The organism is Gemmatimonadaceae bacterium (genome assembly GCA_037721215.1).
In the GTDB taxonomy this organism is placed as follows: Bacteria; Gemmatimonadota; Gemmatimonadetes; order Gemmatimonadales; family Gemmatimonadaceae; genus UBA4720.
Map to the genome: position 1 here is coordinate 23,444 of JBBJNV010000019.1, position 22,088 is coordinate 45,531.

Below are 22,088 nucleotides of genomic sequence, written 5' to 3' on the forward strand. Positions count from 1 at the left end.
CACGCACTTCAGGCGTACCTGCTACCTTGTAGCGAAGCATCCCTAAAACGAATCGTCCATGTCGAATCGCACCAAAGCTGCAATCTTCGCCCTGGTGGTCCTTCCGCTGCTCGCTGGGGGATTTGTCAATCAGCAGCGCGACGCCCGCGACGGCGCACGCCTTCTCGACCAGGTCCTCACTATCGTGCAGGGTCGCTTCGTCGACAGTGTCGACGCCGGATCGCTCTACGAGAAAGCGGCACGTGGTCTCGTTCACGAGCTCAACGATCCCTACTCGGTGCTCCTGTCCCCCAAAGAGCTCGCGCAGTTCAACGCGTCCACCGGGGGTAAATATGGTGGCGTTGGAATGGAGATCGCCGAGATTCAGGGCTATGTCACGGTCCAGCGCGTCTTCCCGCACACGCCTGCCGAGCAGGCAGGGATCATTGAGGGAGATCGTATCATTGCCATTGACACCGCAGCGAACACCCGTGGCTGGACTACGGCACAGGTGTCAGACGCGCTGAAGGGCCGGCCCGGCAGCAAGGTGTCCGTAAAGTTCGCGCGCGCCGGTGTCGTCGAGCCCATTCCGGTGACATTTACCCGGGCGAACGTCCGGATCCCGGCCGTTCCTTTCGCAATCATGCTCGATGGGAAGATCGGTTACATCCGGTTGCAGCAGTTCAACGAGACCGCCACCGAGGAGGTGGAAAACTCGATCCGCCGCCTGGTAAATGAGGGCGCTCGTGGACTGGTTCTCGATCTTCGCGGGAACGGCGGCGGGTACCTCGAACAGTCGGCAAGCATTGCCAACCTTTTTCTCGGCAAAGGCCAGGAGATTTCCAGCGTCCGGGGACGCGGTGGAGAAAGACAGGTTTTCTTTGCCACCCAGTCACCTGTCGTCCCGAACACCCCGCTCGTTATCCTCACCGATGGGCGCTCGGCGTCGGCTTCGGAGATCGTCGCCGGTGCACTTCAGGATCACGACCGGGCAGTCATCGTTGGCACCACATCATTCGGCAAAGGCCTTGTCCAGACGGTCTACCCGCTTGAAGGCGGATACGCACTCAAAATGACGACGGCCAAATGGTTCACACCGAGCGGCCGTTCAATCCAGAAGGACAGAAAGCTCCTTCCGGATGGTTCGTTCGTCGAGACGTTGCCGGATTCCATGGAAACCGATTCCGTGCGCAAGACGCGACCAAAATTCAAATCGGACGCTGGCCGGACAGTTTATGGTGGCGGCGCTGTTACTCCAGACCTCATCGTCCAGCCGGACACGCTTAACGCCAGCGAGCAGAAGCTGCTGACGGCGCTGGCTCCCAAGGCTCAGCTTTTTCGCTCGACACTCATCAACTATGCAGTCGAGCACAAGGGCAAGATGCAGCCGGGATTCGTCGTGCCAAGGGCGTGGAGAGAGGAGTTCTACCGCCGCCTCGTGGCGGGGGGCGTCAAGATCGAGAAGGCGCAGTTCGACGCCGGCGGCTCAGAGATCGATCGCATGCTCGGCTCGAGCGTCACGCGGATCTCGTTCGGCGATTCGACAGCAAAGCGCCGCGACATCGCTGACGACGCGCAGCTTCGTCGCTCACTGGAGCTCCTGCGCCGTGGCCAGACGCAGAAAGACCTGTTCGTTCTTCTTACCACCCCGACCACTGCCGCGATCCGCTGATTGCGAGACACTGTCAAGTCAAACCGCCGTCACGGAATTCCGTGACGGCGGTTTTCTTTGCATTATTCACCCGCTGAAACCACATCGTCCGGAGCTTAAATGGGTGGTCTGATCTTTCTTGGAGTCATCGTATTTCTCGCGTTGCTGGTCGTAACAAAGTCCTTCAAGGTCGTCGGGCAGGCGGAGGTAATGGTCATTGAGCGCCTGGGTCGCTTTCATCGCGTCGCGAGATCCGGCCTGAATATCCTCATACCATTTGTCGAGCTTCCCCGCACCATCGATGTGCGCTACTTCGAAAGCGACGTAACAGGCGTCAAGCGGGTCACGGCAGGACATACCTCACGGATCGACCTTCGTGAGCAGGTACTCAATTTCCCCAGCCAGCCGGTAATCACCAAGGACAACGTCACCATCGATATTGACGCTGTCATCTATTACCGCGTCGCCGATCCGCAGAAGGCAACGTATTCAGTACAGAATCTTCCCTATGCGCTGGAAACGCTGACCCGTACGACGCTGCGGAATATCGTGGGGGAGATGGAGCTCGATCAGACCCTCGGCAGCCGCGACGTCATCAACAAGCGGATGCGCGAGGTGATCGAAGAGGCTTCGATTGGCTGGGGGGTGGATGTAACCCGTGTCGAGCTTCAGTCCATCGAGCCGCCCCGGGACATCCAGCAGTCGATGGAGCTCCAGATGCGTGCCGAGCGTGAGCGCCGCGCCGCTGTCACCAATGCGGAGGCCGGCAAGCGTGCTGCAATTCTCGAAGCTGAAGGCGTTCGCGAATCGCAGGTGCGGCGCGCAGAGGGCGAGAAGGACGCGGCAATTCTGCGAGCTCAGGGCCTGGCAACTGCAAGGCTCGCGATGGCTGATGCAGAAGCAGCAGCTATCGAACGAATCGGCGGTGCGTTGCCCGAAGGACAAGCCGCGATGTATCTGCTTGGCATGAAATACCTCGAGGCGCTGCCGACTCTCGCGCAGGGCAAGAACGCGACGATCTTTCTGCCGGCCGAAGCCGCTGGCGTGATGGGCGCCATCGGTGGTCTCCGCGAGCTTGTCGCCCGCGCTGCAATGCCTTCACAGAAGAACGACGAGCCCGAACGTCCTGCGCATGAGCCACGGAAGCTGACTTGAAGGAAATCACGCAGGAGCGCGCCGAGCGTATCGCGCGCGGTCATGCGTGCGAGAATTGCGGTGAATACAACTTCAGGAAAATCAAGGTGAAGCGCGCATCAGAGGCGACCAACGCTGCGATTGGCGAAGTGTGGCATGCAACAAAGACATGTGGGGTATGTGGCATGCAGAACGAAATTGGAATCGATGCCGAGGGCGACATTATCTACGGTACCTGAGTTCGCGCCTGCCCGATCGGGACCATATTTCACGATTCACAACATGCAGCCACCTGAGATCTCGGGGATCCAACGCAAACGAGCGGTGGCCGCCGGGCGAAGCGCGGAGGCACGCGCACTGGTGAGATAGCAGATTGGCCGATTGACTGGGACCCCGCCTGCGGGGCTGGCGCGACATTTGACGCCGATTAATTTCTCTTGTCTGAACCAATGACTGCGAGCCAAACACCCTCCGATACGCCGGACGCGCGCGAGCTCGTCCGAAACCTCGTCGGCCTCGAGGCCGATGCTCGAAGCGACGAAGCCCCCGTCGCGGCGAGCGCAACGCTCGCAACCAGCGAGCGTCTATACCGTGAGCTCTCGCGGTGGGTTGGGTCCGTCGGTTGTCATGCCCTCTTTACGCGCGCGCTTGCCGAAGCGCGTGTCTCTCATCCGCTGCTGACAGGCGTGCGCGTGCAAAAAGGCGATCAGCCGTACTTCGAGGGAACCGCCGAAATTATCGACGCCCATGGAGCATCGGCCACCGCCGAGGCCTTCGAAGCGATGCTCGTCACCCTGGTCGAGTTACTCGGCCGCCTCATCGGCGATGACATGGCGGTGAAGCTGATTCTGCAGAGCCTGCCCGAATTCGTCCGCGACACCCGAAGTCTCGAAGCCAGGAGGCCAGAAGCATGAAGGAAAAGAAACGATCTCCAGTTCGAAATCTGGCAACCGGGGTGCCTGGTCTCGACTCAGTGCTCGGCGGAGGCCTTCCGGAATACTCGTTCAATCTCATCGCCGGCGGTCCGGGCGCCGGCAAGACTACACTCGTTCACCAGCTCATGTTCGCCAACGCCACCGCAGAGCGGCCGGCGTTGTACTTCACGGTGCTCGGCGAACCGACACTCAAGATGCTGCGGTATCAGCAGCAGTTCGGTTTTTTCGATCATGATCTTGCCGGCTCGGCAATCCAGTTCATCAACCTCAGCGAAGAGGTGCTGGACGGGAATCTCGACGAAGTCCTGAAGCGCATGGTCGACGAGATCGCGCGATCCAAACCGGGAATCGTGGTAGTCGATTCGTTCCGCACCATCCGCGAAAACCTCACTCAATCAAGCGAGCACACCACATCCAGTCTCGAGAATTTCATCCAGCGCCTCGCGCTCCATCTCACCAGTTGGGAAGTGACTTCATTTCTGCTCGGAGAGTATTCCGAGTCTGAGCAACGGGACCCGATCTTCACTGTAGCTGACGGAGTCCTCTGGCTCACCCAGGCAGTCGACCGCAACTCCGTCGTCCGGAAGCTGCAGGTGATCAAGACTCGCGGGCAGGCGCAGATGCCGGGACTTCACACGTTCCGCATTTCAGATGATGGACTGCAGATCTTTCCGCGCATTCCCGAAAGGCAGGACGCGCGGCAGCTTCAGTCGCGAACCCGGATTGCTACCGGAGTTCCGGGGCTGGATGAGATGCTTGGCGGTGGCATGATCGCTGGGGACGCCGTCATGATCACCGGCCCGGCGGGCAGTGGAAAATCCACTATCACCACCCAGTTCATCGCTGAGGGTCTGCGAAAGGACGAGACGGCGGTCATCGCGATCTTCGAGGAGTATCCTAAGGACTACGTTGCCCGGGCGGACGCGAGAACTCCCGAAATCGGAAAAATGACTGGCAGCGGGAAGCTGGAGATCATCTATCTTCGTCCCCTCGACCTGTCGGTCGATGAGACCATGGCCGCTATTCTCGAGGCCGTCCAGCGGCTGGGAGCGACTCGCGTCGCCATCGACTCTCTCTCCGGATTCGAAGTCGCCCTTGCGCCAACATTTCGAATCGACTTCAGGGAGTCGTTGTATCGCCTGATTGGGGCGTTGACTTCAACCGGCGTTACCGTCTTCATGACCGCGGAAGTCCTCGACGGATTCTCCTACGAGCGATTTACATCGGAACAGGTTTCGTTCATTACCGATGAAATCATCGTGCAGCGATATGTCGAAATCGACAGCGAGATAAAGAGAGTGATGGCTGTGATCAAGATGCGCGGGAGCGATCATAGCCATGGCTTCCACGTCTACGAGACAACGGCGAACGGGGTTGTCGTCGGTGAGCCGCTCCAGGGCTACCATGGCATCATCACCGGTACGCCTGCGTTTCATGGCGCAACAGATCAGAACGCTGGCGGGTTAGTTTGAGCCGCCAGCAGGGAGCCTTTGTCCACCTGCGCGGCAGCTAGCGGAGAATGGAACCCGCGGATGGGCGCGCGACGAGGCGGATGCGCGCTGGACGGTTTTCGAATGCCAATCAGTTTGCCTGCTACCTGGAAAACGCTCCAGTCCGGATTGCGGTCACCAGTGGCCCGGATCACCTTCTGATTTGCGCGAACGCTGCTTTTCGCTCCCTGCTACCCACGCCCGGAAATGGCTCGCCAGGCAACGCGCTTGTAGCCGCGTTTCCCGAACCCGAAGCCAGTACGTTGCGCGCGATCCTGGATGAGGTGTTCCATACTGGCGCGAACACAGAACACCAGGCTGCCTACCCCGCCGGCAACTGGCTGCATGGCAAGTCACTCAGCGTATGGCGAGTTACTCACGAAGATGACGCGGACGGCCTGGGTATCGAGGTCACCGACATTGCGCGAACAGACTTCGAGCAGGACCTCCAGCGACAACTATCCGAACGGATGCTCCTCGGTGCACTCCGGGAGCGCGACGCCGCGGACGCCGCAGAAGCGGCTCGAAAGCGAGCTGTCTTTCTCGCTCACGCGGGTCGCCTGCTCGCCGAGTCGCTCGATCAGGCAAGCACGCTGATCACGTTGACCCGGCTTACACTTCCGGTGCTGGATGCCTGGTGCATTGTTGACATTCTCGCCGACGACGGGACGATTCGACGTCTCGGGATAATTCATACTGATCCTGAAAAACAGCACCTGGCCAGCCAGTTGGAGGGACACTGGATACCGCAGCCGGATGATCCCATCGGCGCGCCCGCGATGATCCGGAAGCCCGAGACGTGCGCCATCAGCGTAAACATCGATCTGACGATCGTCGCTGCCAGCAATGGCGACGAAAACCTGCGCATCCTGCGGGAACTCGAGATCAGTTCATTTCTCACAGTTCCACTGGTGGCACGGAGCAGACTACTGGGTGCAGTGACCTTCGTCGGCACCCGGTCCGATACCGCTTTGTCCGCTCAGGAGATCGAGCTTGCGGAGGATATAACCAGCCGTGCCGCCATGGCGCTTGATAGCGCCCAGGTTTACGAGGCGGCGATAAAGCTCAGAGCTGCCGCCGAGTCGGCAAACAAGGCGAAGACGGCATTTCTCGGTGCCATGAGCCACGAGCTGCGCACGCCTCTCAACGCAATCGGCGGATACATCGAACTGATCGACATGGGCCTCAGAGGGCCTGTGACAGATGCCCAGCACGCAGATCTCGCACGGATCAAAGCAAGCCAGCAGCATCTGCTCGTTCTCATCACCGAAATCCTGAACTTTGTGCGAGTCGGAAGTGGCCGTGTGCTATACGACATAAGCGACGTCAATGCGTGCGGTGCCCTCACCCGCGCCGTCGAGTTGATCGAACCACTCATCGCCAGGAAGGGCCTGAACTGGGGCGGCGTCAGCGGTGATCCAGACCTCGTTGCCCGTGCAGATCCGGAGAAGGTCACTCAGATACTGGTCAATCTTCTATCCAACGCCATCAAGTTCACGGCGCCGGGTTGCAATGTTGCTGTAGAGTGCCGGGCAGCGGGAGACAGCGTGCATATGACCGTTAGCGATACGGGGCCTGGAATTCCAGCAGATAGATTTGAGAGCATCTTCGAGCCATTCGTCCAGCTGAAGGAGGGACTGGCTGGCCGCGAAAGCGGCGTGGGACTGGGCCTGGCTATCAGCCGGGACCTGGCGCGGGCGATGAAAGGCGACCTCTCCGTGGCAAGCAAGGAAGGTGAGGGGGCCCGGTTTACGCTGACCCTGCCACGTGCGAGTGCGACCAACGCAGAGCCCTCACCGCTGACGGGTTAAGGCCCCGGGAAAATCGCCCCGTGCCAGGGCGGGAACGTTTGATTACGCCGCCGGTACAAGACTGAAGCGAACTTCGTGCAAGCAGGGCGAGACTGTCGGTTTTCTTCAGTACGCCCGTCAAGCCGGTAGTTCGCACCGGTATGTGGGCGCGAGGTCCACAACCGGCTGGAAGGACGAGAATCAGCAACAGTTCGTCGATCCTTCGGACGAACAGGTTCCCGCCCAGCCACATACCAGCGGCACTTACAGCCTGTCCGCAACCCTCGGCGCATGAACGGGTTCGGCACTTGGAGGGTCGATGCGCAAGCCTCGTCCGAACACGTACAATCCCGCACAAGCTCTCAATCTCATCAACGGCGATCGGTCTGGTCGGCCGCTGAGCTGCCCTTCCTGCTCCGGCGTCATCGAGCGCGATCCGGCCCGCTACCCGCCCGCTCCGATGTCTCACGTCACTCTCCGCTGCCGCAGTTGTGGCCGTACCGCCCGTTATATAGCCGACCGGGCAGGAGCCGCGTAGTCTCCGCCGCAGCGAGGGCCCGAGCGTTCAAAGACAGGACAGGGGAGACGACATGGCGGCGAAGCGCCCAGTGAAGGGAGCATCGAGCCGCTCTGCGGCACGGAAGCGGGTTTATGCAGAACGAACGCTGGCTGAGACCAGCACTCCAACGGCGAAACGGCCTTTGCGCAGAGGGAAACACTATCCCGCTCCGAAGATCATCGAGCAGCTCGACTCAATCCAGGTTAGCGGTTCCGGACGCCTCGAGATTGCCAGCAAGACCGCATTGGATGTGACCAACCTGGGTAAGGTGTTTTTTCCGGAGCAGAAGCTTACAAAGGGTGACCTCATGCGGTATTACACGGAGGTCGCCACCATGATATTGCCGGTCATGGCCGACCGGCCGCTGGTCCTCAAGCGGTTTCCGAATGGAGTGGAAGGCCAGTCGTTCTTCCAGCAGAACGCGGGGGACAATGTGCCTGAAGCAGTCCGCGTCGAGACGATCCACACCGAAGGCAGCTCAACCAATCTCCGGATTGTCGGCGGCGATCTGGCAACGCTTCTTTACACCGTGCAGCTGGGTGCGGTTTCGGTCGATCCGTGGCATGCGCGGGTTCAGACGCTGGACCACGCCGATTATTCGATTCTCGATCTCGACCCTGGCCCGCGAGCCTCATTCAAGCGTGTCGTGGAAGTGGCCGGATGGGTGCGCGAGACGATGGATGAGCTGGGCTTGCACGGCGCGCTCAAGACGTCCGGTTCCTCCGGACTTCATATCTATCTGCCACTTCCGCCCGGCACGCCCAATGAAGCGGCGACGCTCGTGGCACAGATAGTCGCGACCAGGGTTACTGAAGCGCATCCAATGGCGGCGACGATCGAACGCTTCGTCAAGGACCGGAGTACCACTGCTGTCTATGTGGATTATCTCCAGAACATCATTGGTAAAACCGTGGCCGCTGCCTACTCCGCCCGCGCCAACCCTCACGCGATGGTTTCGACCCCTCTCGCATGGGACGACCTGACCGACGACCTCGACCCCAGAGAATTCACGATCGAGACTGCGCCAGCGCGATTTGCCAGACTGGGAGATATCTGGGCCGCTCAACTCAAAAAGAAAAATTCACTCCGCGCACTCGTCTAGCGGGAGCTCACTTTCCTGAGTGGCAGATCGAGTTGTACTCCGTTGTCGCTTTCGGAGGCGCGGGCGCCATCCGGGAACGTCGCATCGCTGCTCTCATCCACCATGTGGCTGAGCTTGTAGTACAGATGAAGTGCGTTCACGGGTGCCATAAAGCTTCGCCGGCCCGCCCGCGCAATCGCGACGGCTTCTTCGCGAACGCGGCGTGGCAGATCTTGCGCCATGGGATGTGCAAGAAGCCGTCTTATCTCTGCTGTGTTCCTCGCCAACAGTGCAGCGCAGAGGCTGTCCAAGAACGCAAGCATGGTGTTTTCGGTGACGGGGCTAATTAAACCTTATGTACACATTGCAACTAATACACTCGAAAGGCAATAGGTTCCAGGAGCATTCCCTTTCCGATACAATCCTTTTACCTGAGCCGTTTATACGTGCCCCTAATCAGGACGACAGCATGTCCCCATTACTCATGACGACATAAGGTCCAGCCGGATACCCCTCTGGGCCTGGCGCCGCTTCCTCGGAGAATACCGATAGAGTTGCGCAGGCCGGCCCCGCCCCTCGCTGCGCCATTCGTCGCTGGGTTCCACCAGCCAGGCCGCCTGGAGGGCGCGCCGGAAGCTGGCCTTGTGCAGGCGCTTTGCCAGCAGCAACTCATACGTCTGCTGTAGCTCCGACAGAGTGAACATCTGGGGCAGCAGGCGGAAGGCGATCGGTGCGTGGTCCATCCGTGAGCGGAGCATGTACATCGCCCCATCCAGCATCAGCCGCTGGCGGGGGAATAGCGCCGGTACATCACCGAGCGCAAACCACGCGAACGCGCCGCCGACAGGCGATGGTGTGCCCATCGCAACGAGTCCGGCGAACGCCACCGATATCTCCGCGTCCGTCGGGTGTCGCTTTCCGTCGCCGAAGGCCCCAATCTGCTCCATCCAGGCTGCTTCCGCTCCGAGCGCCCGCCTGGCTATGCGGGTCGCGGCGCCTTCCAGTCCGTCGCCGCTCGGCGGGACATCCCAGGGGAGTGCCCACTTCTCCCTGCTCTCGGTGGCCCGCCATAAAAGCACGGCGAGCTGACCGGAAATCTGAGTCAGCAGGACAACATCAACTGTAAATGGGGACTTCCTGGAGCGGCGGGGAGACATCGTACCGCGAATTAGTCACTAACGGCGACTAATGTCAAGACTGGATCTTTTGTTTAGTAGCGGTCTGCAATTAAAACCGCAAATTCCGGCTGCATCTTTATATACGCATGGCGGCTGCGAACGTCAACAACAAGCTCGCGGCCAGACTACCGCGCCACTGCTCTCATGAGACCAGTTCCCCGTGGAACCGTTCGCGCGGCACCAGCGAGAGGAATGGATATCGGAAGAGTCCCGCCCACTGCCTGCCTGCCGGCAATGGCGCGGGCGGCTGCCGTCTGTGACGCCGGGAAACCGCCCCACGCAACAAGATATGCCGAAACAAAGGGAACCTGCTGAAGCAGATACGGATTTCCGAACGCCACCACAATTGGTCGCTTTCCACGGACTGCCAGTCGCTGCACGAAATCCGCAAAAGCCTTTGGCGCGCTCGCCGAAACAGCTTCCCAGTTGTGCCCGACATACGAACCAACGATCACGATGTCCACTGAATCAGCCAGACGCTCAAGTCGGGCATAATCAGCGGATGGATCTTCTGCTGCGAGGAACTCGGCACGAGTCGCTTTATATACCTCACGCAGAGCCGCATTGAATGCAACACCCGCCGCCAGATCGCTGCGGCGGCCTACCGTCACCGAGAGAACCCGCGACGTCACAGGACCTGCCAGCGGCACCTGCCGCAGCGAATCCCTCACCAGCGTTATCGATCTTTCAGCAATCTCACTGGCCGCGGCAAGGTTGACACTGTCACCAACGAGAAAGCGAAGAGAATCGAGATTCACCAGCTTCTGCCGATTCAGCCCGAGATTGTGTTTGGCCTCGAGTATTCGCCGAACGGAGGTGTCGAGGCGTAACTCCGTATAACGACCCTCCCGGACACCCGACACCACCGCATCGATAGTCTGGCTGACATCCAGCGGTTGAATGAGAATATCCACTCCCGCCGCCACCGAACGCTTGACAGCCTCCACCGCGCCGTACTGATCCAGGACCGCGCGCATGTCCATCGCGTCCGAAATGATTATCCCGTCAAAGCCCAGATCCTTCCTGAGAAGACCCGTTAGCACATTCCCCGACAGCGTCCCCGGCACACCTGTAGAGTCGAGCGCGGGCATCACACCGTGAAACGTCATCATCGCGCCTACGCCACCCGCAATCGCAGCGCGAAATGGTACCAGCTCGACGCTATCGAGTCTGTTTCGGCTCACACCTACGACAGGCAAGGCCAGATGCGAATTGGTCTCTGTGTCGCCGTGACCGGGGAAATGCTTGCCGGTCGCAATCATGCCGTTTTTCTGCAGGCCATGGATGAAAGCAACACCCAAGCGGGCAGCCAGCGCCGGATCCTCGCTGTACGACCGCGTATTGATGACCGGATTCGCCGGATTGTTGTTGACGTCGAGAACAGGCGCGTAGGCAATGTGGATTCCGAGCGCACGCCCTTCGATTGCCGTCAAACGGCCCTGCTGGTACGCCAGTGCGGTGTCGCGGGTAGCCCCGATCGCCATCTCAGGCGGAAAGACTACAGCTCCCCCGAGGTCGATCGCGTTGGGGACGAAATACCCCCCGCGAGCCCTGTAGCCAGCGCCAGCCTCGAGGTCCGCGCCGAAAAACAGCGGAATTTTGCTCATTCCCTGCATCGCGTTCAGCTTGGCGGCCAGTTCAGTTGGCGACCCGACTGAAATCGTGAACCCGCCCACTTTCTCACGTGCTATGTAGTCGTTCAGCCGCCTCCACTGAGGCGAATCTCCGGGGGTGTAATCGCCGAGCACCGTCGGCCATACCATCTGCGCCGCCTTTTCACGGAGCGTCAACCCGGCCATTACCGAATCGACCCATAGGGATGCTGCTGGCCGCTGATTCGGCAACCCGCTCCGTCCTGGCGCAGTCGCAGGAGCACAGGCGGCAAGAAGAATAACCCCCGCCGTAAGAAGTCTGAATTGCCGGTTTTTGCTCAATGGGAAATCGTACCCTGTTTTGTCGTGTCGATGTCCGACTCATCGCCTGTCTTGAACAGGAATGCGGACATGTTTCTCGTGAGAAACGTACGTGCCTGGGGGTCCATCACATCCAGACCGTAGTGATTGATCAACATTGTCTGTTGCCGGCCCCAGTCCGCCCAGCACTGGCGGCAGACCTCCGAGACTATCCTGGTGCCGACCTGACCCGGGAATGGTGGACGCTCGAATCCTTCGCGAGTCTGTCCGCAACGAGAGCAAGTGACTTCAGCCATAGCTAGACTCGGCGGAAAAACGTCACGCACGGATTGATGAAATGGCCCGCGGTCACTACAAAAAAAACTGGTTTCCGCCAGTCGGCTGACCTATTTCCGGAATCCGGCATCTACTGCAACTCCCTTGATGTGCCCTGCATCTGCGATCGACTGCCCAATCTACTTAATCCCTCTACACGCGCCAACTTGACCCGTTCCGTATGCAGCAGACCGCGACACTTGCGGCGCTGTGCGGTTCGCCGTAGCGTGTCGGAAACAATGACCGTCGCGCAAGCACGAGATCGACACCCGGCGATGATGAGTTGACAGCCGCCAGCCCGGATCGCGCAACAGCAGCAGGAACGCGTCGGCTCGCCGCCCGGCACGCGCACCTGTTTGCTCCCGATTTCTATCGCGAGCTGGGCTCCGGCATACTCGTTTCATCCATCGGCATGGGCACATACCTCGGCGCATGCGACGATGCGGAAGACGCACGCTACGTGAGTCTTCTCGCCCAGGGACTGAACCGCGGCTTGAACGTGCTCGATACGGGAATCAATTACAGATGCCAGCGATCCGAACGGGCGGTAGGACTTGCCATTCGCCAGGCAATCGCTTCATCAACTGTTGCCAGAGACGAAATACTCGTGTGCACCAAAGGAGGATTCGTTCCGCTCGACGGACAACCTCCCCGGTCGCGGGAGGACTACCGCTCCTATCTCGACCGCGAGTATTTCGAACGCAGTGTGATATCTCCGCGGGATCTGGTTGCCGGACACTGCCTCAAGCCGCGCTTCATAGCCGACCAGATAGAGCGTAGCCTGACCAACCTGGGAGTGAGCCGCATCGACATCTTCTATGTTCATAACCCGGAGCAGCAACTGGAGTCGCTCGGCAGGGCGGAATTCCTCAACGCCATGCGCGATTTATTCTGCGAGCTGGAAGCACAGGTCGAGAGGGGAACGATTGGCGCATATGGCTGTGCGACATGGCACGGCTTCAGACTTTTCGCCGCAAACCGTAATCATCTTTCACTCGTGGAACTGCTGGGGGTGGCCCGCGAAGCGGGCGGACCCGATCATCACTTCAATGTGGTGCAGGTGCCCGTAAACCTGGCCATGACCGAGGCAGTTCGTTCTCCCACGCAGCAGCACGATGGCAAATACCACTCCCTCCTCGGACTCGCTCGTCAGACGGGAATCGACGTCTTCGCGAGCGCATCACTGATGCAGGCACAGCTTACCCAGGGACTCCCGCCGGAAGCAGGCGTTGCCTTCCCCTCCCTGGTGACCGATGCACAGCGGGCGATTGCCTTTGTACGTGCACTTCCCATTGCATCAGCACTCGTCGGAATGAAGACCGTTGCCCATCTGGACGAAAATCTCGTCGCCGGCTATCCCGCTTTGCCAATTGAAAGGGCGGCCAGAGCGCCAGTTTCATAGTCGATCGCCACGATTCGATGCGCGTTGGTGTCGGCTACATATGCATGGCTGCCGCCGCACGCTACGCCGCCCGGCTCGTGCAATCCCCCAATCCACGTTGCAGCTGATCTCGTCATCGGATCGAGCCATTTCACAGAATCGTTGTACGAGTCGGCTATGAGCATCCTGCCACTGGAGTGCAACGAGACTCCCTGCTGGTGCTGCATGAGCACCTCGTCACCAATGCCATCGGCATCGCCAAAATCGAAGAGGCCGGTTCCCACCAGCGTTCTTACATTGCCGTCAGCGGCGATGTCGGCGACGCGGATCGCACTGGACTCGGAATCCGCGAAACAGAGCTTGTCCCCGAATGCCGCAATGCCCATCGGCTGAGCGAGTAGCGCTTCGCGATTGTCACCATCGCGGATGTCTTCGCCGCCGCTTCCGCTGTGCACCCGGGATTTCTTCGAGCCGAGGTCGATGGCCCAGAGCTGATGGGCTCCGGCCATGGCGACGAAGAGGGTGTTTCCGGCAATCGCCAGATCCCATGGCGAAGACAGCGATCCGCCATCTCTGTCGACCCGGCTTCGGAACTGCCGGCCTGTCCCCGCCAATGTCGCGGTTTCTCCGGTGTCGAGATCGATCATTCTCACCGCATGATTGGCAGCGTCAGCGACATAAAGGCTCTTGCCGGAAAACGCCAGCCCCTGGGGAGAATTGAACGACGGCGCGGCTCCGTCTGCGAACCCAGCTTCCATGCCACCGAATACACGATGCAAATCCATCCGCGTCCCATTTTCAGAAAGCGATCCGTACATCACACGATGGTTGCCGCTATCGGAAACCGCGATGCGATCGCCATCGATTGCTACCTTCCCGGGATATCTCAGCATCCCTGGCGGCGCTTCCGGTTTATCAGTTTCGAAATGCAGCAATCGTGTGTCGAGTTCGCCTGAGGCCCTGGTTGTCTCGATCAGCCCGTCGATGAATGGCATGAGCATGTCAGCTGTGAATTCGCCTGCGTGAGATCCCACTACGCTCCCTCGCGGGTCGATGATGACGAGCGTCGGCCACGCGGATACCGCGTAACTCCGCCAGATTCGAAACTGCCTGTCATTCACGATTGGGTGCGTTACTCCAAGCCTCAGCGAGGCATCCCGGATTCGCCCCGAAACGCGCTCGGCGTGGTATTTCCCGCTATGAACTCCAATGACGACCAGCTCCGCCGGATACCGCAGCTCGAGCTCCCGCAACTGCGGGAGTACATGAATGCAGTTTATTCAGCCATACGTCCAGAAATCGAGCAACACCACCTTGCCGACGAGTTCGGTCAGTGTAAGAGCTCTGCCGCCAGTGTGGATCCAGTCCAGATTGTCGGGAAAAGCTGGAGATCTGACGGATGGAGTCGGAGTGAATTCTCTTGGCATGTTGTATCGAGTAAGGAGATTGAATGGTGGGAGAGTGGTTGCATGAACCGGGCTAGGAAGACATGACTGCAAATTCGCATCACCGGGAGGGAGGAGGATTTCGCAATCCCTGGCCGGGTGCGCAGCCCCACGGATTGAGCGGAGTATTGAAATGGGCGATGTCACGTCGGCCGGCGGCAGCGCTCGCTTATCGCCAGCAAATGAGCCTCTCACCCGAACCACTCGCGCGTCACGCGCATACCGATGGGCAAACAGCACATGGTCCGGGCCCGGCGGCAAACGCGCTGGCCGTCACCTGGATTGGCCACAGCACATTCCTCATTCAATGCAATGGCCTCAACATCCTGACAGATCCGATCTGGTCGAGGCGAGCGTCGCCGGTTTCCTTCGCCGGCCCCGAGCGTCTCATGCCTCCCGGGGTTCCTTTCGATAGCCTTCCCGAGATACATGCAGGTTTCATCTCACACGACCACTACGACCATCTCGATGACGCTACAGTCCGTCGTCTGATCGATCGTTTCCCGCGAATGCAGTGGTTTGTGCCCCTCGGTGTCGTCGCATTTCTGCATCGGCTCGGCGCCGCGAACGTCGCCGAGCTCGACTGGTGGAACGAGCTGAGTATCGGGCCGATCTCTGCACAGTGTACACCTGCACAACATTTCTCGGGGCGATTCCCATGGGACAGGGATTCGACGCTCTGGTGTGGATGGGTAATTCGGGTTGGAGATTTCCGCGTTTTTTTCGCGGGTGATACCGCGCTTCACACGGAATTCCGCAGGATCGCCGAGCGCTACGGCCCGTTCGATGTCGCCATCCTCCCGATTGGTGCCTATGAACCGCGCTGGTTCATGCGCCCCGTTCACATGGACCCAGTGGAGAGCGTGACTGCGTACCAGCAGCTCACGGCAGATACCCCAGGCCACGCTTGTGTAATGATCGCATCACACTGGGGAACGTTCAGGCTGACTGATGAGCCACTCGATGAACCACCGGTCCTCGCGCGCGAGGCGTGGACAAATTCGGGTCTCAATGAGCAGATGCTGGCGATTCTCGCTCATGGTCAGTGTCGCGTTGTAAAGCGGTGATTCGCCGTAATCGCTCGCGATGACTCGCTGCACAAGTCATACTTGTTCTCGCGCGTGAACCGCAAGCGTTATACATTGTGCGCGCATGGTGCAATTAGTCTCATCGGACCTCTATATCATCGGAGCTTGAAATATGGCTGCAGCCAGGAAGTCGTCGCGCGGTGGTTCAAAGAGCGGAAGCAGGAACGCGGGAACAGCCGGGAGAAAGTCCAGCGCCCGTAAATCACCCGCTCGAAAGTCGGCGGCCCGCAAGAGTGGGGCGAAATCTGCCACCACGCGCGGTGCGTCCACGCGCAAGAGCACAGTCAGAAAAGGCAGTATGACGAGGAAGAGTGCTGCGACGAAGCGCGCTTCGACCAGCAAGAGCGCAGGCAAGAGCACGAGCAAGCGCGCTCCGGCGAGAAAAAGCGCAGCCAAGCGAGGGCCGGCGACGAAAAGCTCTGCCAAGCGAGGCCTGATGGCCGCGAAGCGCGGTGTATCGGCCGCGAAGCGTAGTTTGGCGGCGAGCGGCAGCAAGAGATCAGCTGCAACCAAGAGATCGGCTGCCAGCAAGAAATCCAGCACTGGCACGAAATCCGCTCCGCGCCGGAAATCGGCAACTCGACGGAAAAGCGCTGCGGCTTCCAAGCCACGCGTCAACAGGCAGGGGAATCCGGTTACGAGGCGTGCCAAGTCGATCGCCAATCGTGTCGGGCGTGTCGCAACCGGAGTTGTACAGCAGACCGTCGACGGAGTAGAACATGCCGTCGATGTGATAAAGGAAACCGTTCAGGACCATACCTGATACGTTGCGCGGACAGGGATGGCCTGCTAACAGGCCGTCCCTGTCCGTATAACGATTATACGGTCAGCGTCACCCGCGGCGAGTTGTGTACGATCCACTCGCGAACCTCTTCGAATACAAGGGCGCGACCGTAATCGACAGTGATGATGTGCCCGCCATCGTCAGTCCAGACGAGCTTCTTGTTGACGGCGCCGAGCGCGGCGTATGCGCGCGTTGCGACCGATTGCCCGATGCGGGGATCGTTGCGCGATTGAATCAGCAGCGTGGGCAGTGTTATCGAAGCCAGTGACTCCCTTGCCAGCGTGGCGAGTCGCCACAGCTCATACAGCAACCTCCCGCTGAACACTCCGTAACCAAGATTTTTCTCACGCTCTCCCGGGTCGAGGATGGAGCGGGGACTTCGCGATGAACGAGCTCCCGCGGCTTTTCCCCAGATCCAGTGCGAAGCAGCCGCAACCCTGTGATCGAGCGGCATCTCCAGATAAGGCGCCAGAAGCACGAGTGACGAAATGCCATCGCGCTGGGCGGCAAGCAGGGCAGCCAGCGCGCCACCCATGGACAGTCCGGCAACCGAAACGGTGGTGTAGCGCTGCTGCATCACCGACAGTTCGTCATTCGCGAACTGCAGCCACTCGTTGCGCCGCGAGGCGATGAACGACTCGACGTTTCGGCCATGGCCAGGCAAAAGCGGAGCACGCACACCGAGGCCTGCCCTGTGCAGATCGTGAGCAAGCAGGCCGAGGGTCTGCGGAGTATCTCCAAAACCATGCAGGAGAAGAACGCCGTGCGAGTTCTCCTCCCCTATGTCTATTGTTTCAGCACCGGTGATGATTCCGGCTGGAGGGGTTGCTCCCGGCTGCATTCGCTAGAGTGAAATCCTCATTGGCTCTCGGGTAACGGGCAGCGTCCCATCGACGCCACTGTATTCTTCCCTGATATGGCTCGCAAGAGCGCTGGGCGCAATCGAAAATGCCGTGCCCTTTCGCTCGGCAATCCCCGAGCCCGCGAGTCTCGCGAGTGCAAGCGCTATCGACTCTCGCGTGGCTCCCACCATCTCGCAGAGAAGACGGTGATGTCGCAGTTCGAGGTGGATGCTTCCATCCTCCGCCAGGAATGAACGATCACATGAAAGCCGTTGCAGGGAGGCAATCAGCCGTCCTTCGACGCTCTGCGACGCAAGCTCATGGAGCTTTTCAAGGAGATGCGATCGCTCGCTCATGAGCTGCCCAACGAAATGCAAAGCCTCGCCTGGCCTTTCCCTCACGAATGAACGGAATCGCGGTCCGCTCACAAACATCGTTTCTGTCTCATCTGCAGCATACGCGTCGGTGACGTAACTCCCCTCTGTCACCAATCCCTCAATGCCGAACATCTCACCTGGCGTCACGATCGCCGGTACGAAACCCTTGCCGGTGCGAATCTTGTTACGCAAAACGACATGGCCCCGTAACACAAGCGACAGTCCGTCGGCCTGAGCACCCCGCTGATAAATCTGAAAGTTTGCCGGCCACGCCGTGCGGGCCCCATAATCTGCAAGCGCTACAATGTCTTCTGCAACCAGCTTCGATCTCTTCCGCAACAACAAAGCACTCTGCATGCGCACCCGTCTGAACGTTGATTAGAACGCCATTCGCAATGTCCGGGCCGGAAAACAAAGGGGAATATCCTATTGAATCCCTTACATTATCCGGCGTTCGATGAAGCGCGGCGTAGGCTATTTGCCGCTGCGAACGTCCCACGCCGCGGGCATTGAGAGACGGCGTGATTCGCGGGAAATCGCGGGTGATGGCATTATACGCCGCAACTCGTCAATCGGGTTCGTCGAGTGCTTTCATGATTGCTTCGCGGAGCATCGCCTCCCTGTCCGGACCTTTGGAAAGCGATGCAGCAAGTATGGAAAAAGTTCGCTCCATCTCCTGTGGAACGAACAACGGGTCGACCGCCACTCCAAGCAGTTCGAGGTTCTGAATCGCGAGAGCTTCAAGCATCCGAAGCGTGGTTGCGTCAAGTGCAACCAGCGATGCCGGAACAGTCGTCGGACTGTTCGAGACCGGCTCCGGCCTTCTCCGCCTCGGCGCTTCGAGCAGTGCACTGACAGGAGCCATGATGACGACAAACGACCCTGCAGTGTGCTCCCTCCAGCTGGCCACTACGCCAAGCCTGCGAAGTGACGGCAGCAGGGCAAGAATTTCCTGCCGTATCACGCCGATCCCGTGGATACTCTGGTTGCCCCGGCCTGTAATTACCAGCACCTCGCCCCCCCCACTCACCTGCCGCGCCCGAAGCCAGACTTCGGCCCGCGCCCGTGCGTCCGCAGCCGATGGGAGCGATTCCCGAAGGTTGAGTATCCGGTCACGGCCAAATGTTACCTCATCAAGAGCTTGCCAGAGAGCAGTCGGCACCGGTTTGCCCGAGCGCATCGTCATGACGTCAGCGCCTGCTCGAGGAGACCCAGTCCGCGTTCCAGATCGGCGCGCCTCATTATCAAAGGCGGCAGCAACCGAAGCGTATGGTCGCCGGCGGTTATGACGAGCAGCCCGGCATCCCAGCCTCGTTCCACGACATCCGACGCTTTCTCGATGACGTCGATTCCCCACATATACCCCATTCCCCGTACCGCCCTCACCCGCCCCGATCTTTGCGCCATGGAATGCAACTGCTCGCCGAACCAGATCCCATCCGTGCGGATCGACGCGAGAAACCCGGGGTTTGACAACCGCTCAACGACGTGCTCCGCCACAGATGCGATGAACGGGCCTCCACCGAATGTAGTTCCATGATCTCCCGGCGCCATCGCGTCGCTAATCTCCCGTGACACGAGAACTGCCCCCATCGGCAGCCCGCCAGCAAGCGGCTTGGCCAGTGTTACCATGTCAGGCACAATTCCAAAGCTTTCACAAGCCAGGAACGTCCCCAGTCTTCCAAGGCCACATTGAATCTCATCGAAGATCAGTGCTATTCGCCGCTCGGCGGTAATCTCGCGAAGTGACCGCAGGAAGGCGGCGTCGAGCACCCTGACGCCGCCTTCCCCCTGCACCGGCTCGACGATCAGCGCCGCCACTGTCTCGCCATTGAGAGCGACGTCGAGATCGGCCAGTGCCCGCTCACAAATTGCGACGCCTCCGGCCAGCGGCTCGAACGGAGCGCGATACGACGGCCGATCGGTAGCCGCCAGTGATGCGAACAGGCGGCCATGGAACCCTCCGCGCAATGCAACGATGCCGGTTTTCCGGCTTGACCCGATAGATCGGGCCCATTTCCGCGCAAATTTGAAGGCACCCTCGTTTGCCTCAGCCCCCGAATTGCAGAAAAAGACCGCAGCGGCAAACGAGTTTTCCACCAGCGCATGCGCAAGGCGTTCAGCGGGCTCGGTGCGATAGAGATTCGAGACGTGGATAAGCCCCGAGCCGATTGCCTGCTCCATCGCTCCCCTGATTCCTTTGTCACCGTACCCAAGGGCATTCACGGCGATGCCGCTCGCAAAGTCGAGATAGGACTTGCCGCCCCCATCGTACAGGTAGGCGCCTGAACCCCGGATAAACGTCATCGGGGCGCGGTTGTATATACCCAGCAGATTGGATTCTCTCGCCGGCTGTTCGCTGCCGATTACGGATCCGTCCATGATCGAAGTCATTGATATGAGAGCAAAGCCAGGGACGTACCACGACTCGTATCTCCAATCGCTGCCCTTGAGCCGATTCTGACGCGTTTGACGCCACCTGCAAGCGCGGCAAACCCCGCCTCGAGCTTTGCATGCATTCCGCCCGATACTTCGCTGTTTGCGACCATGCGCTGCATCATTGACGCATCGAGCGACGCCAGCGCCACGCCCGACGAATCCATGACCCCCTCAACATCCCCTACCATAAGCAGATCGGCATTCAACGCGGCTGCAATCGCCGCGGCCGCATCGTCTCCATTGACGTTCATCGCTGCGCCTCCACCAGCTGTCTCATCCCGCGCCACCGGTGACAGCACTGGCAGATAGCCCGCTGAGAGAAGCGTCTCGATGAGTCTCGGCCTGACGGACGCGACCGATCCAGCCCGGCCAAATCTTTCTGCATCGATCGGCCGGGCGATGATGGTTCCTGCGTCCTCTCCGGAGACTCCCACCGCGGGCACAGCACTCGATACCAGCGCGCTAACGAGTCGCTTGTTCACCGACCCGGAAAGGACCATTCTGACAATTTCCAGATCCTCGACAGTCGTGATCCGGCGGCCGTTTATAAAGGAAGACTGGAGTCCCATTCGCGATTGAACGGCGGAAATATCATCTCCGCCGCCGTGAACCACGCATAGTGATCCGCCGCGGTCTGCCCACGCGGCCGCGAGCGCCGCAATGACATCCCCGCACGACTGAACCCTCCCTCCCAGCTTGATGACTGTTCTCACGCCGGCAATCCCAGAGTCTCATCCAGCCCCAGCATGACATTAGCGTTCTGCACAGCCTGACCGGCTGCACCCTTCATCAGATTGTCGATCGCAGAGGTGATGATCAGCGTCGGATGCCGCACATTTTCTGCAACGGCTGCTGAAATTCTCACCACATTCCGCCTCACGACATCGCGAATCGAAGGTGTCTCCGGCCTTACTTCGATAAACGGCTCGCCGGCATATGCTTCGGCCCATATAGCGAGCGGGTCACGAGGTGCGTCGCAAAGCCGAACGATGATCGTAGCGAGAATACCGCGCGCCACAGGAAGCAGGTGCGGCGTGAATACAAGGTCGTTCTCAGCCCCAAGGTCGCGAATCACTGCAGTCATTTCATCGAGATGACGATGGTTGTTGTCCACCGCATACGCCCGAAAATCCTCTGCGACCTCGGCGAACAGCAGCTCGGGTCGTAGCGTGTAACCGGCGCCGGTAACACCGCTCGCCGCGGTGACGGATATCGTCGAATCAGCTTCGAGCAATCCAAGCGATAGCAGCGGCGCAAGTGCAAGCAGTATCGCGGTTGGATAGCAGCCGGGATTGGCAACCACTCCGGCTCCCTTCACCTCGGCTCTCATCAACTCCGTCAATCCATATGGAATCGGCGGCGTCGGCAAACGAACCTCCGCGCCGCCCGGCCGGAGATCAGCCGAGAGGTCGACAACCATCGCCCCCGCTGCTCTGCATCGCGCCACCCATTGCGCCGACGCACCATGCGGCAACGCGCTGAAAACCAGCTCGGCGTCTTCCAGCCGTGCATCGTCCGTAGCAATGAATTTCAACTTGCGCCCGCCAACCTGCAGCTCCTGACCCCTCTGCTCGTGAGCTGTCGTAAATACGAGCTTCAGCGCTGGATGGCGCTCCGCCAGCATGCAGAGCTCCCTTCCGGCGTAGCCGCTTGCGCCCAGTACTCCAACCGGAATTTTATGCATAGATAATGCATAACCTTGCATTA

At 59.9% G+C, this 22,088-nt stretch carries 22 protein-coding genes; 9 read left to right on the forward strand and 13 right to left on the reverse strand.

Annotation, left to right across the window (positions count from 1 at the left end; translation table 11 throughout):
- The first annotated feature begins 58 nt into the window (after positions 1 to 58).
- From WKF55_11250 to ligD, 7 genes are all read left to right on the forward strand, one after another.
- Positions 59 to 1,651, forward strand: coding sequence for a S41 family peptidase (locus WKF55_11250; GenBank protein ID MEJ7760149.1), 1,593 nt, complete (start codon positions 59 to 61; stop codon positions 1,649 to 1,651).
- A gap of 99 nt (positions 1,652 to 1,750) precedes the next feature.
- Positions 1,751 to 2,785, forward strand: coding sequence for an SPFH domain-containing protein (locus tag WKF55_11255; GenBank protein ID MEJ7760150.1), 1,035 nt, complete (start codon positions 1,751 to 1,753; stop codon positions 2,783 to 2,785).
- A complete protein-coding gene (locus WKF55_11260; protein MEJ7760151.1) occupies positions 2,782 to 3,003 on the forward strand; it encodes a hypothetical protein in 222 nt (73 codons plus the stop codon). The genes WKF55_11255 and WKF55_11260 overlap by 4 nt, the downstream gene beginning before the upstream one ends.
- Positions 3,004 to 3,213: 210 nt before the next feature.
- On the forward strand, positions 3,214 to 3,678 hold the full coding sequence (locus WKF55_11265) for a hypothetical protein (protein MEJ7760152.1): 465 nt from the start codon (positions 3,214 to 3,216) through the stop codon (positions 3,676 to 3,678).
- Complete coding sequence (locus tag WKF55_11270) at positions 3,675 to 5,171, forward strand: ATPase domain-containing protein (GenBank protein ID MEJ7760153.1); 1,497 nt, start codon at positions 3,675 to 3,677, stop codon at positions 5,169 to 5,171. Before WKF55_11265 ends, WKF55_11270 begins: the two co-directional genes overlap by 4 nt.
- 47 nt (positions 5,172 to 5,218) lie before the next feature.
- The gene (locus WKF55_11275; GenBank protein ID MEJ7760154.1) at positions 5,219 to 7,000 is read left to right on the forward strand and encodes a GAF domain-containing sensor histidine kinase; all 1,782 of its coding nucleotides are present in this window, start codon (positions 5,219 to 5,221) and stop codon (positions 6,998 to 7,000) included.
- A 569-nt stretch (positions 7,001 to 7,569) separates the two neighbouring features.
- Positions 7,570 to 8,640 (forward strand): non-homologous end-joining DNA ligase, encoded by a 1,071-nt coding sequence (gene ligD / locus WKF55_11280; GenBank protein MEJ7760155.1) that lies wholly within the window; start codon positions 7,570 to 7,572, stop codon positions 8,638 to 8,640.
- On the opposite strand, the gene WKF55_11285 is transcribed toward ligD, so the two are convergent.
- The 4 genes from WKF55_11285 to WKF55_11300 form a co-directional block, all read right to left on the reverse strand.
- Positions 8,637 to 8,861: a hypothetical protein gene (locus WKF55_11285; protein ID MEJ7760156.1), complete on the reverse strand. Its 225-nt coding sequence runs from the start codon at positions 8,859 to 8,861 to the stop codon at positions 8,637 to 8,639. The genes ligD and WKF55_11285 overlap by 4 nt on opposite strands.
- 240 nt (positions 8,862 to 9,101) lie before the next feature.
- Complete coding sequence (locus tag WKF55_11290; protein ID MEJ7760157.1) at positions 9,102 to 9,776, reverse strand: NUDIX domain-containing protein; 675 nt, start codon at positions 9,774 to 9,776, stop codon at positions 9,102 to 9,104.
- Between the two features lie 146 nt (positions 9,777 to 9,922).
- The gene (locus tag WKF55_11295; protein MEJ7760158.1) at positions 9,923 to 11,596 is read right to left on the reverse strand and encodes a glycoside hydrolase family 3 N-terminal domain-containing protein; all 1,674 of its coding nucleotides are present in this window, start codon (positions 11,594 to 11,596) and stop codon (positions 9,923 to 9,925) included.
- A 131-nt stretch (positions 11,597 to 11,727) separates the two neighbouring features.
- Positions 11,728 to 12,006 (reverse strand): oxidative damage protection protein, encoded by a 279-nt coding sequence (locus WKF55_11300; protein MEJ7760159.1) that lies wholly within the window; start codon positions 12,004 to 12,006, stop codon positions 11,728 to 11,730.
- Positions 12,007 to 12,308: 302 nt separating this feature from the next.
- Between WKF55_11300 and WKF55_11305 the strand changes: the two genes are divergently transcribed.
- Positions 12,309 to 13,427 carry an aldo/keto reductase gene (locus WKF55_11305; GenBank protein MEJ7760160.1) on the forward strand — a complete coding sequence of 373 codons (1,119 nt, stop codon included), beginning with the start codon at positions 12,309 to 12,311 and terminating at the stop codon, positions 13,425 to 13,427.
- On the opposite strand, the gene WKF55_11310 is transcribed toward WKF55_11305, so the two are convergent.
- Both WKF55_11310 and WKF55_11315 read right to left on the reverse strand, forming a co-directional pair.
- Entirely contained in the window at positions 13,379 to 14,659 is a 1,281-nt protein-coding gene (locus WKF55_11310) for an alkyl hydroperoxide reductase (protein ID MEJ7760161.1), read from the reverse strand. The two genes, WKF55_11305 and WKF55_11310, sit on opposite strands and share 49 nt — an antisense overlap.
- Positions 14,660 to 14,686: 27 nt before the next feature.
- Positions 14,687 to 14,833 carry a hypothetical protein gene (locus WKF55_11315; GenBank protein ID MEJ7760162.1) on the reverse strand — a complete coding sequence of 49 codons (147 nt, stop codon included), beginning with the start codon at positions 14,831 to 14,833 and terminating at the stop codon, positions 14,687 to 14,689.
- Between the two features lie 62 nt (positions 14,834 to 14,895).
- On the opposite strand from WKF55_11315, the gene WKF55_11320 reads away from it, so the two are divergent.
- On the forward strand, positions 14,896 to 15,918 hold the full coding sequence (locus WKF55_11320; GenBank protein ID MEJ7760163.1) for an MBL fold metallo-hydrolase: 1,023 nt from the start codon (positions 14,896 to 14,898) through the stop codon (positions 15,916 to 15,918).
- 111 nt (positions 15,919 to 16,029) lie between these two features.
- Here WKF55_11320 and WKF55_11325 read toward each other — a convergent pair whose 3' ends face one another.
- The 7 genes from WKF55_11325 to argC all read right to left on the reverse strand — a co-directional run bounded on the left by WKF55_11325 (position 16,030) and on the right by argC (position 22,065).
- Positions 16,030 to 16,545, reverse strand: a complete 516-nt coding sequence (locus tag WKF55_11325; GenBank protein MEJ7760164.1) for a hypothetical protein — start codon at positions 16,543 to 16,545, stop codon at positions 16,030 to 16,032.
- A 212-nt stretch (positions 16,546 to 16,757) separates the two neighbouring features.
- Positions 16,758 to 17,564, reverse strand: a complete 807-nt coding sequence (locus WKF55_11330; protein ID MEJ7760165.1) for an alpha/beta fold hydrolase — start codon at positions 17,562 to 17,564, stop codon at positions 16,758 to 16,760.
- A 3-nt stretch (positions 17,565 to 17,567) separates the two neighbouring features.
- A complete protein-coding gene (locus tag WKF55_11335) occupies positions 17,568 to 18,299 on the reverse strand; it encodes a Crp/Fnr family transcriptional regulator (protein ID MEJ7760166.1) in 732 nt (243 codons plus the stop codon).
- A gap of 211 nt (positions 18,300 to 18,510) precedes the next feature.
- Entirely contained in the window at positions 18,511 to 19,128 is a 618-nt protein-coding gene (locus tag WKF55_11340; protein MEJ7760167.1) for a hypothetical protein, read from the reverse strand.
- A complete protein-coding gene (locus tag WKF55_11345) occupies positions 19,125 to 20,324 on the reverse strand; it encodes an acetylornithine transaminase (protein MEJ7760168.1) in 1,200 nt (399 codons plus the stop codon). The genes WKF55_11340 and WKF55_11345 overlap by 4 nt, the downstream gene beginning before the upstream one ends.
- 8 nt (positions 20,325 to 20,332) lie before the next feature.
- Positions 20,333 to 21,094: an acetylglutamate kinase gene (gene argB, locus WKF55_11350; GenBank protein ID MEJ7760169.1), complete on the reverse strand. Its 762-nt coding sequence runs from the start codon at positions 21,092 to 21,094 to the stop codon at positions 20,333 to 20,335.
- A complete protein-coding gene (argC, locus tag WKF55_11355; protein MEJ7760170.1) occupies positions 21,091 to 22,065 on the reverse strand; it encodes an N-acetyl-gamma-glutamyl-phosphate reductase in 975 nt (324 codons plus the stop codon). The genes argB and argC overlap by 4 nt, the downstream gene beginning before the upstream one ends.
- Between the last annotated feature and the right edge of the window lie 23 nt (positions 22,066 to 22,088).